The organism is Limibacter armeniacum (genome assembly GCF_036880985.1).
Taxonomy (GTDB): Bacteria; Bacteroidota; Bacteroidia; order Cytophagales; family Flammeovirgaceae; genus Limibacter; species Limibacter armeniacum.
Window position 1 is genome coordinate 1,565,199 of sequence record NZ_JBAJNO010000009.1, and the last position, 12,562, is coordinate 1,577,760.

The 12,562-nt window shown below is 37.0% G+C and carries 7 protein-coding genes; all 7 read left to right on the plus strand.

Annotated features, from left to right (window positions below; genetic code table 11):
- The first annotated feature begins 163 nt into the window (after nt 1-163).
- The 7 genes from V6R21_RS24240 (at nt 164) to V6R21_RS24270 (ending at nt 12,422) form a co-directional block, all read left to right on the plus strand.
- Nucleotides 164-1,825, plus strand: coding sequence for a hypothetical protein (locus V6R21_RS24240; protein WP_334246112.1), 1,662 nt, complete (start codon nt 164-166; stop codon nt 1,823-1,825).
- Between the two features lie 136 nt (nt 1,826-1,961).
- Entirely contained in the window at nt 1,962-3,470 is a 1,509-nt protein-coding gene (locus V6R21_RS24245; RefSeq protein WP_334246113.1) for a hypothetical protein, read from the plus strand.
- A 164-nt stretch (nt 3,471-3,634) separates the two neighbouring features.
- Complete coding sequence (locus tag V6R21_RS24250; protein WP_334246114.1) at nt 3,635-4,930, plus strand: hypothetical protein; 1,296 nt, start codon at nt 3,635-3,637, stop codon at nt 4,928-4,930.
- A 158-nt stretch (nt 4,931-5,088) separates the two neighbouring features.
- Complete coding sequence (locus V6R21_RS24255; RefSeq protein WP_334246115.1) at nt 5,089-6,852, plus strand: fibronectin type III domain-containing protein; 1,764 nt, start codon at nt 5,089-5,091, stop codon at nt 6,850-6,852.
- Nucleotides 6,853-7,071: 219 nt separating this feature from the next.
- Nucleotides 7,072-9,087: a hypothetical protein gene (locus tag V6R21_RS24260; RefSeq protein WP_334246116.1), complete on the plus strand. Its 2,016-nt coding sequence runs from the start codon at nt 7,072-7,074 to the stop codon at nt 9,085-9,087.
- Nucleotides 9,088-9,716: 629 nt separating this feature from the next.
- On the plus strand, nt 9,717-10,994 hold the full coding sequence (locus tag V6R21_RS24265) for a fibronectin type III domain-containing protein (protein ID WP_334246117.1): 1,278 nt from the start codon (nt 9,717-9,719) through the stop codon (nt 10,992-10,994).
- 213 nt (nt 10,995-11,207) lie between these two features.
- On the plus strand, nt 11,208-12,422 hold the full coding sequence (locus tag V6R21_RS24270; protein WP_334246118.1) for a fibronectin type III domain-containing protein: 1,215 nt from the start codon (nt 11,208-11,210) through the stop codon (nt 12,420-12,422).
- Nucleotides 12,423-12,562: the final 140 nt, after the last annotated feature.

Consider the following 12,562-nt stretch of genomic DNA (forward strand, 5'->3'; position numbering starts at 1 on the left):
ATTGATAATACTTTAGAAAATTCTAAATTCATCAATAGAAAATCCAATTTACCCTTAGTAAGTTGGATTTTTTATTTAAGTTCAATTACTAAAACTACATAAAACATCGTTTTATCAATATATATCTATATCTCTTAACTAAACAACTTTGCTTCACAAACTTATGAATACTAACAGACAAATATATTTAGGTGTGTTTCCAGCACTCCTGACTTTAATACTACTCATTTCTTCAGTAAACAGCTTTTCTCAAAGCATTACAGCCGATGCTTCAACTTGCTCTGTAACTATTTCAGGATCTTGGGTCAATGATATATCAGCTTGGGACTCAGATGATAGAAGAGTTGACTTATCTGTAAATGATATTCAAGACAGTATTGATGATGCCGGTTTAAGCACAACCTCTTGTGGACAAATTAATATAATACTAAAAGGACAAATATCACTTACTGGAGGCTGGGGTGGAACCGCTACTTTAGACTTTAGAGGTATTACTGATAAAGATGGCAATGATGTAATCACTAACCTGATCATTGATAATGACTTAGATGTGGCCAATATTGAGACAGGAACTAATGATGGACGTCTTACAATGGGAAATTACTCTAGTATAAGATTAGATGAAGATGCTATATTAACCATTACAACACTTTATAGTGGATGCCCGCGTTCAAATGCATTAATAAATAATACTGCATTCAGGTGGACTAGTACATCATCTATCAGATTTGGAAACAATACAACCTATAATGAAGAAAATGATTTTTCTAGCATGAACTGTGGGGGAGGTGCTAGCAAAGATGGTTATGGACCTGGTGGGGATAAAACTTACGACTTTATAACAGTAGAATCTTTTAAAGCAGAGATGGTATCTGTTATTCCAGGTACCCCTGATACTACTTTAGTAGATTTCTCATGGTATTTAGATGACGCCATTATTGTAGACTCTGCTCAGTGGACATTAAGTCAGTTCACTATCAATAGTATCCGAAATTATGATGACCCTAACAGCTGGACAAGTCAAGAGTTACTATCAATATATGCAGATAACTCTAGTGATGACCTTTATTATACCTATACTCCTGAAACATATGATACGCTCAACGATGTAAAGGATAGTTATGTAATTGATCTTAACAACCATGGATACTATTTAGATATTGAGATAAGAAGTGCTGAAAGTGGTGCCATCCTTGATGAAGACCCAAGCAGTTCGTGCACTTGTTCTTTTCAGGTAAATTCGTACATCTCAGACCAAGCTATTACCCCATTACCTGTAGAATTAATATTCTTCTCCGCTAAAAAACAAGTTAACAACATACTACTCACCTGGGCTACAGCATCTGAAACAAACAATGATTATTTTGAGATACAGCGCTCAATAGATGGTAAAAACTATGAAGTGGTTGGTTCTGTAAAAGGAAATGGCAATAGCCAATCAAGAATTGATTATGATTTCACTGATGAATTCATATTCTCAGGAATAATTTATTATCGCCTTAAGCAAATAGATTATAATGGTGTATTTGAATTCTTTCCATTAGTTGTAAATGGTCATAAAGAAGATAGTATAACATTCCGAAACCTAAGCGGAAACCCATTCAATTCAAACAAGCTAAACCTTCAAGTATACAGTCCTATCGCACAAAATGTATCTATCAGCCTTATAGGCATTAATGGTACAGTATATTATGATAGTATAGAAGCTATTTCAAAAGGAACAACATTGCTTACAATTGACGCCAAAGAAATAAAGCGAGGTACTTTTGTTTTACAAATAGCCACTGATCAAGAACTTCAAACACACAAACTAATAAAAAATTAAATTTTTATATTTTAAGAGTTAAAAGTCTAATTTCAAGCTTGAAATTAGACTTTTTTATTTACATTTATTCCCTAATAAAAAAACTTAACAAATATTTTTTTTTACAATTATTTGCTAAAAATAAGGATCCATTAGTATGAAATATAGATTTTTCACACTTACTCTGCTACTTCTTCTATCATCCACATATGGTTACTCACAATATATAATCTCTACAAGTGGTACTTACAACCAATCTGATCTACCTAACAATGGCTTAGTCGTAGTTGAAGAAGGAGTAATAGCAACTTTTAATAGTTGGAATGAGTATTACCCTATTGTTTCTTTTGATATAAGAGGTTCTCTAATAATTAATGGGGGAACAGTCAGAAATAACTCAACACTTACTATAGCAGAAAGTGGTGAAATGAATATCAATGGAGGTTCACTTAATTTACAAGGTACTGTTGATATTAATGGTAGTGTCACAAGTACTGGAGATATATCACTAACCACTAGTGGAGGTACAAGTCTAATTTTAGGAAATACAGGTTTGGTTCAAGCTACAAATGTCACTTTATCAAATGAAGCTGATATTTATGGAGAAATAAATGCTTCAGGAGACTTCTCACTTGGCAATAGTGGTGCTGCTGACCTATTTTTAGCAAGTGATGGAATTATTCAAGCTGCTAACATTTCAATATCTCAAAATGCTGATATTTATGGTACGCTAAAAGCTGGTTCTCCATGTAGTGATTGTGATAGCTGTACAGATGGCATGTTGTTTTTGAGTAACAGTGGCAGTAGTAATATTCATTCATATGCAGGATCCTATATTGAAGCCAACAACGCAGAGTTTGGGGAAGGTGTTCAACTAGAAGGTAAAATCAAGATACACTGTGACCTTAAAATCACAAATAGTGGAAGTGCTGAGTTGATTTTGATTGGAGGGGAGCTTGAAGTTGGAAGAGAGCTAAAGCTAGAAGGAGTTTCAGACTGTAGCAGTGATGCTGCTATATCAGACAAACTAGATGTTTCAGGAGGAGGAAGCATTAAAGTAGGAGAAACCAATCCTACTTGCCTTGAAAGTTGGCTTGACGACAAAGGAGTTTTACCAGTAGAATTAATCTTCTTCTCCGCCAAGAAACAAACCAATTCTATCTTGCTTATCTGGGCGACGGCATCTGAGGAAAACAATGATTATTTTGAGATACAACGCTCTACCGATGGAGTAAACTTTGAGATAATCGGCTCTGTTGAGGGGTATGGTAACAGCCAAGCTAGAATTGATTATGAATTTACTGACTTTACAGTACCTAACGGAAATATATATTATCGCCTCAAGCAAGTGGATTACAATGGCCTGTTTGAGTACTACCCACTTATTGTAAGAAGTGATGCTGCAGGGGACCTTAGTATCCTTAACCTTTCTGGGAATCCTCTAACAGGTAATACACTGAAACTTCAGGTTTACAGTCCTATTGACCAACCAATTTGGTTTAAACTAATTGGTCAAAATGGGGTAGTCTATTATTTAGAAGAAAAGAAAGTATTTAGTGGTAATACACTACTCACTATTGATATTGAGCATGTCAATCCCGCAATGATTATATTACAGGCTACAACAGGTCAATATTCGAAATTACTGAAGTTGATCAAGCAGTAACATTATCTTATCAAAAGTAATTTAAGTTCAACTTTCGCAGTGAAGGTTGGACTTTTTTCATTCACAAAGTTTTAGAATTCAATCAACTACCTCTCAGAAAAATACAATCTTCTCTCCATATATTCGCACTCAATTTTGCACTTAACACTCATAACTAACTTTTTATGGAGAAGAAATTTTTTACCATCATTTTCCTATTATTCTCATCTACATTTGGTTATACACAATGTATAGAAACAATAGGTAATACTGTTTACATCAAATGCGATGGCACCTACGATAAATCATCTGTATTGTCAGGAGGAGCTAATATCATTGTAATCAATGACGGAGTTCATGCCACTTTTAACAGTTGGGACACTAGTCCTTGGAACTTGCAACTTGAAGTCAATGGAGAAGTATCTATCAACTCAGATGTTAACTTCAGTGACTCAGGTGGTAAAAAACTAACTATCAATAGCAACGGCAGCATGAATGTTTCAGGCGACTTGACTATTTCTACTTCTGCTGAAATTTATGGTGAATTGTATGTAGGCTCACCTTGCTATGATTGTAATAGCTGTTCTACAGGCCAGTTTACTTTAACAAATAGTGGAAGTAGCAATATCCACACCTACTCAGGCTCTTACATTGAAGCCAATAATGTAGAAATAGGAGAAGGAGTGACATTAGAAGGCAAAATGAAAGTCTATTGTGACTTTAAAATTACTAATAGTGGTGGATCAGAGCTTACTTTAATTGAAGGTGAACTAGAAATTGGTAGAGAACTAAACATTGACACTTGGGATACAAGTTGTTCTGATAGTGGAGGATCTTTAAGCAATAAAATCAGTGGGTCAGGAAGCATTTCTGTAGAACAGACAAACCCTCCCTGCCTAAAAGATTGGCTTGAAGGTAAAAATCTACTACCTGTAGAGTTAATTTTCTTCTCTGCTAAACGTCAATCTTCCAATGTGATGCTTACTTGGGCGACAGCTTCAGAAGTAAACAATGACTACTTTGAAATACAACGTTCTACTGATGGTAAAAACTTTGAAATCATTGGTTCTGTAAATGGAAACGGAAACAGTCAAGCCAGAATAGATTATGAGTTTATAGATACAGAAGCTCCTAAAAGCACCATTTATTACCGATTGAAACAAGTAGACTACAATGGGCAGTTTGAATACTATCCACTTATCATTAAAAGTGATGCAGCGAGAGAATTGAGTATTCTTAACCTGTCAGGCAATCCTGTAACAGGTACTTCCCTAAAACTTCAGGTCTACAGTCCTATTAATCAAGTAATTTGGTTTAAACTGATTGGTCAAAATGGGATGGTCTACTATTTAGAAGAAAAAACAGTATTTAGTGGTAATACACTGCTAACTATTGACATTGGACATATCAATCCAGGCGTGGTTATACTACAAGCGGCAACAGACGATTTCTCACAATCATTGAAACTAATAAGGCAGTAACAATACCTTATTAAAAGTAATTCAAGTTCAACTTTCGCAGTGAAGGTTGAACTTTTTTCATTCACAAAATTTTAGAATTCAAATACCTCTCTCTCAGAAAAATACAACTCTCCCTCTATATATGCGCACGCATTTATATACTTATACTGACTTTTTATATGAAGAATAAACTTTTTACAATAATAATTTTAATTCTTTCTTACTCATTCGGCTACTCCCAATGCACTGAAACTGTAGGCAATACTGTATACATAAAATGTGATGGTACCTATGATAAATCAACTGTATTGTCAGGAGGAGCTAATATCATTGTAATCAACGAAGGAGTTCATGCCACCTTTAACAGCTGGGATACCAACCCATGGAATCTTGAGCTAGAAGTTAATGGTGAGATCACAATCAATTCAGATGTTAATATCGATGATTCGAGAGGAAAAAAACTGACTATTGGCAGTAATGGCACCATGAATGTAACAGGAGACCTCAGTATTTCAACAACTGCTGAAATCTATGGTAAACTGTATGTGGGCTCTCCTTGCTCTGATTGCACTAGCTGTACTACAGGTAAATTTACGTTGACAAATAGTGGAAGCAGTGACCTTCACGCCTACCCAAACTCGTACATTGAGGTCAATAATGCTGAAATTGGTGAAGGGGCTATCTTGGAAGGGGAATTCAAGTCTTATTGTGACTTTACAATTATCAACAGTGGTGGTGCTAACCTCACTCTGATTAACGGAGATCTTGAAATTGGAGGGACATTATCAATCCCTGACTGGGCTAAATATGACGACTGTGGAAGCTGTTCCACTTTCATAAATGGAGATGGTTCCATTTCTGCTGGTGCATATGATCCTGATCCAGAATTAGCTGACTGGTTGAGTAAAAACAACTATTTGGCACCATGTGATAGAAGTTACACTGTTGACAACTCAGCACCTTCAAGTGGTAACTATACCATTGACACAAGCATGAAAGGAACCCTCACTATCTATGATGGACAACAAGTAATCCTTGATGGAACAGGTGGAGCTATTAGCATGAAGAATATCGACATGGAGGGTGGTAGTACAATTATTACCAAAGGTGATGTTAGTATCAGTAACACATTTACAGCTACTGTAGAACAAGGTGATACTGAAGATATCAACATATACTTTTGTGAGACTTTTACATTTCCAGATAACAGTGGATTCAAATGGTACATAACTCTTGAGAAGAACAGTACACAAAATGTCAATATTTATGGTGACTTTGACTGTGGAGATATCAAGGTACAAATTGACATACAATCAGGTGCTACTGGTAAACTAACAGTCAACGGACAGGAGTATACATCTTCTCAGTCAGGTAAGTGTACTACAATTCTACCTGTGGAGATGATCTTCTTTTCTGCTAAACGTCAATCTTCTGATGTTATGCTTACTTGGGCAACCGCATCAGAAGTAAACAATGACTACTTTGAAATACAACGTTCCACTGATGGCAAAAACTTTGAAATCATTGGTTCTGTTAATGGAAACGGAGATAGTCAAGCAAGAATAGACTATGAGTTTATAGATACTAATGCTCCTAAAGGCACAGTTTATTACCGTCTGAAACAAGTAGATTACAATGGCAAGTTTGAGTATTTCAACCTGTTTATCAAAGACAGTGCAGACAAGTACCTTGATATCACCAACCTGTCAGGCAACCCGATGAGTGGACAAGAGCTCAAACTTCAGGTTTATAGTGCGACTTCTCAAACAGTATGGTTCAACCTGATCGGACAAAACGGTACAATACTGCACTCTGAACAGAGAACTGTACCAACAGGGGTAACCTTACTGACAATAGGCTCAGACAGGATTATTCCGGGAATTGTCTTACTACAGGTTATTGCCAATGACTTCCAAAAGACACTGAAAATAATAAAACAATAGCCTAATCACAGGTCAAAATTGAAAGCCGATTTCTTCAAAGAGAAGTCGGCTTTTTTTCATTCACCACAACAATAACAACCCATAACCAATCTCTCCCATTGGAACAAAAATACAGTTTGTGAATGTTTACATAAAAACTTGAAACACCCTATAGCCCTCAAAAAACACCAACCTATCCCCTTTCCACTATCTATTACCCAACTAAACAACTGTAACTGTATGAAATCACTTATACGCCTTTCACTTAATATGAAAGGGCATTATATCATTCCCCTCACCATTTTCTGCTGTATTTTTCTTTCTATAAATGGCTATACACAAAGTTGTACAGTAACCCTTACACCACCAACCATAACAGTGAGCGGAACATGTACAGATACATATACTGACTTGAATGACTTTTTGACGATAAATGGTCTTACTATAAACGATTGGAACAACAGTTATAACCTGATAGTGGTAGAAAGTGGAGTGGAATTGACCTTTACTGATGACGTGGCTTTTCAAAATAGAAAAGATATTGAAGTCAGTGGCAAAGTGACATTTGAACAGCAATTATCCTTTGATAATGGAATCATGACAATCAACAGTGGTGGTGAAGTCATTGTCAGTGACTTATTCCTGATGAACTCCGATGCCGGAATGGATATAGATGGTGTATTAACTATTACGAATAGTTTTGACTATTCAAGTGGTGTCCCACAAATATTGGATAATGTAACTGGAGCAGGTGTTTTAAACTGCCCTACTACAGACCCTGACTGTTACCTCTTATTCCCTAACTTTTCCAACGCTTGTGCCTATACCGTCACTGGCGGTGGTGCCAACCCCAATCAAGCTGAAGATTTTCCACTCACAGATGTGATTAACTATTATACTTCTGGAGCAGGCAGTAGCTGTACAAGAGCCTATATAAATATCACTAGCAGCTATGTAGGTGCCACCAGTGGCAATATGGACATTGTGGTTGATCTCACCCCCATTGACATTCCCGTTTCCTTTACCATTGAACCCAGTGGTTATTTTGTCATGAATGCATCCAATTCTAACGACAACTACCTCCTCTTACCTGAAGGTTCTGAAGTAATTATTGAAGACGACAACGGCTGTCCTAGAAGTGACGGTATCATTGTCAATACAGGTATGGGGAATAGCAACCTGCCTAAGATTTATATATTGAAAGACCTCAATGGTGATGGAGATGCCATTTTTGGTGACGGTGATTTCGTTGAATATCTTGCTGGTGAAATTGATGATATCTCATGTGCAGGAGGAGTAGATGATACAGGTACAATCAGCACTTCGGTAAGAGTAGAGAACTTCACTGCCATACTCACTGATGCAACAGGCAATGGCTCAGCTGATATCAATTGGGACGTCACGTCAGTGGATACTGACAAAGTGAACGTTACAGATATCAACCTCTACAGGGATGATAATGGTGATGGAGTTCTTGATCCGGGAGAAGAACTTACGGGCTTTACTCCAACGGGAGACTTCAACTCCCCTGCCTCCTACCAATTTACAGATGCTCCCACTGGAACTGATATATCAGGAGGTGGAGGTACACTTCAGTACTATATTGACTTCACTGTTGAAAGAAAAGATGATTCAGGAATGACTGTCAACTGTACAGGAACAGGCTGCGATCAGGTAGCTTCCAATATCAATTATGTCACTGTACTACCTGTTGAACTTATTTTCTTCAATGCCAGACATCAGGATGGAAAAGTTGAGCTCTTTTGGGCAACTGCCTCAGAAGAAGGTAATGATTACTTTGAAATACAACGCTCAACCGACGGTCAAAGCTTTGAGGTGATTGGAGCTATTGAAGGAAGTGGTAACAGCCAAACCAGAATTGACTATGAATTTACAGACGAACAGCCACCAAAAGGAACGTTGTATTACCGACTCAAACAAGTGGATTACAATGGACAATTTGAACTTTTCACAATTTCATTAAGAGATTTGGAAGGTACAGCAACGGAAGTCAAGAACCTTTCGGGCAACCCGATTACCAACAGCACTTTACAGGTACAAATTTACAGTCCAATCAGTCAGTATTTTCATTTTAGGGTGGTGAGCATCAATGGTACACTCGTCCATGAAAATCAGGTATTGGTTCCTTCAGGTACAACCTTGCTAGAGCTTTTCTCTGAAGTTCCCAAAGGACTTTTTATTCTTCACAGCACGACCAACGGTTATAGCAACAGTATAAAAATCATCAAACCATAAAAACATCTCTATCCCTGCTATCAAAAAGGATCCAACTGTACAAAGTTGGATTTTTTGTTTATACCTAAAACTATCTAGAATTCTTACAAAGTGATATTTAATAAAAAACGCTAGCTAAAACCTGCTTTTTACTGACTGTATTTTCAAAAATCACACAGATCTGCACCTATATTTTCTGGTTCGCCACCTGAAATCACAGGTATTATTAAATATATTTCAACAGAAAAATCCCTGATTTACAAATAATTTCAACTTTTTTGATAAAATAAATTACAAATTAAAGCTTCTTCACAATATCACTTTTCAAAGCTAGTGCTTTACATAAAGTGACATTCTTCAACCCTCTTTTAACTTCTAGAAGATTACTTTGCCTTTTTTCCGATACATTTCCTCCTACCTAACCCCAACACCTCCTATTTCTTTCATATGTAATGAAAAGTGATTATGACGCCTACATTAAAATTTGTTTACTAGCACATTTGATTATGCGTAAGGGAAACAGACACTTAAGCACATTTACTATTCAACTATACAAATATCCGGATATTCTTACAGAGGAAAACCAATTCACATAAATCTACGAATATCTGCCACCTCCACCACCTGTGAATCAGCAAACTATTACCACTATGAAAAAATTACAGATCCTATTTACTATCGTTTCAATATTATCATTTCAATTAGTTTCAGCACAGTCTACCTATAGAAGTAATGCTGGCGGATGTTTAGATGGCTGTAATTGGACTATAGCCACAACATGGCAAGACCTAGTACAAGGAGCCCCTTCGTCCTCCACTTCCAATGACAGTATTTTTATCACAAACCCTGGTGAGAGTGAAACTCCTGCCACTTCACACACCCCAACACAAGTCATGGCAAGTGACCAATATGTCTATCATGATGGCGACCTTATTATCGGGTCAGGTACCACGCTGATCATAGAAGGGGTATTGTTGGTGAATGGTAACTTTTCTGTTGATGGTGCTACCGTAAATATTGGAGCTAACGGAGCCTTAGTAGTTACTGAAAGTATTCAGGTCAACAACTTGGGTGAGGTGAATAACAGTAATTATATTGTCGCTTATGGTGATATTATCGTATCTCAACAAGGAAATGTAAACATCGACAATACTTCCGGCAGCATTGTTACTTTTGGAACATACACAGACTCTAAAGCCGGTCCACAGTCAAACACAGACAACACTGGTGGTAATATTTATGCTGAAAACGTCAACAGTACAGGTGGCGACATTGAAGGTAACTCACCCAAGAATACATCTTCAATTGAAGGAGATGACTCAGAGTTATACAATCTTATACTTGAGGCAAATGAAAAGACAGGAAATTCTGTACTTCCAGTTGAATTGATATTCATGAGTGCTCAACCGAACAGCGAAGGTGGAGTACACCTGACATGGGCTACTGCTTCTGAAGTCAACAACGATTACTTCGAAATTCAACGCTCAACTGATGGCAAACACTTTACCTCTATTGGTTTTGTGGAGGGAAATGGAACAGCTCAACAACGCATTGACTACAGCTACTTTGACGCTGAAACCCTTAACGGAAATTTATTCTACAGATTAAAGCAAGTGGATTACAATGGTGCTTTTGAATACTTTCACCTTGTGGTAAACCATACCCAACCTGAAAAGTGGAACATTAAAGCCCTAGCCAATAATACATCAACACAAGGTCACCTAAAAATTCAACTTTACTCTCCTGATACACAGGACATGCAAATTAGCCTGATGAATATTAATGGAACTGTATTGTATCACCAAACAATCTCAGCTCAACAAGGACAATCACTATTTACAATCCCTCACAACAAGTTTTCTAAAGGCATAATGGTCCTTACGGTTTACTCAAAGGATCAAAAGAAATCCATTAAAATTATACGCTAAACACGCACACACTCCATTTCCATTGCCAGACTTGTTAAACAGGTCTGGCTTTTTTTGTTCAATAAGAAAAATCATATTTTTTGAAAAATACATCCCTTAACTTCGGTAAATATATCAGGAGTCTCTCAACTACTCCTCCCCTTCCTTATGAATTAGTAATCAAATCATTACAAACACTTTCAATACAACTTCCCTATCAAACACTACACTGCTATGAAAACATTTACCTTACTCCTGCCTTTAGTCTTCTTCTGTCTTGCATTTCCGTTTCAGGGTTATGCACAAGATATTCCTGACATCAGAGACCGAGGTATTATTGTCTTGCCAGAGGTCATTACACAAAACAGACTAATCAATGATGTCAACAATGTATTCATCACCAAACAACAGATGGATGAAGGTGATCTTTCTATTATTGGTTCAGAACTGAATATTGCAGAAAACAACGTGGTAATCGTCAATGGCAATATGGAGGTAACTCAATCTGTCGGCGGTACAGGCGGTGGAGGTGTCAAAGTCAGTAAAGTCATTAACAATGGTGTTCTGATTGTTTTAGGTGATTTAAGTATTAGAGAAGGTCAGAATATCAATAATCAGAATACCCTCGAAAACTCAGGGGAAGGAAGCATTCTTATAGTTGGAAATCTTTTCAGCCGAGAATTCACAGAAATCATCAATGAAGGCACTTTGATTTCATCGACTGCCAATACTGCACAAAGTGATGAGCTAACACAAAGAATTACGCTACCTGACAATGAAGACACTCCCATCGATGGAGAAATCAATCCATCCTTGATTGATGCATTGACAGAACTTCAGTTCAATACCAGTATCACAACTGAGATTGCAACAGCTTTGGTAGCACCTGCAGCCATATTACCTGTTGAATTGATTTTCTTTTCCGCTAATTTTACTGTGGACGGTATCCTGCTAAAATGGGCAACTGCATCTGAGGTTAACAATGATTTTTTTGAAGTTGAACGTTCAGCTGATGGCGCCAACTTTGAAGTTATTGGAAAGGTAGAAGGAAATGGCAATACCCAATACCGAATTGACTATGAATTCAATGATAGATTTCCCCTTGGAGGTGTATCCTATTATCGGCTAAGACAGCAAGATTTCAACAGCGATTTTGAATACTCCCCAATAGTAAAAGTCAGTAATCAGGAAAATGGTCTGTCAGTTACCAACTTGTCAGGAAATCCCGTTTCTCAAGATCAGCTTGCACTACAAGTCTATACACCTTCATCCACATCACTGATCATTCAAGTCATGGACCTACACGGGAGAGTTATTCTGGAGCAAAAACAGATGTTCGAAGAGGGATTTACCACATTTAGACTGCCAGTTCCGCTCCCTCAAGGTCCTTCCGTTTTGCAGGCTATAGACCAACATGAAAAAATTATTCTAAAGTTGATCAAACAATAACCAAAAATTTAATCACTACTATTCATTAATTTTTTAATATTAAATTGTATTTTATCTTTACATAAGATATGATTGTATTTGCAGTTATAAGACTAGGCTTACAGGATACAAAAGCCTGATGTTCTTTACCTTTCAGACAC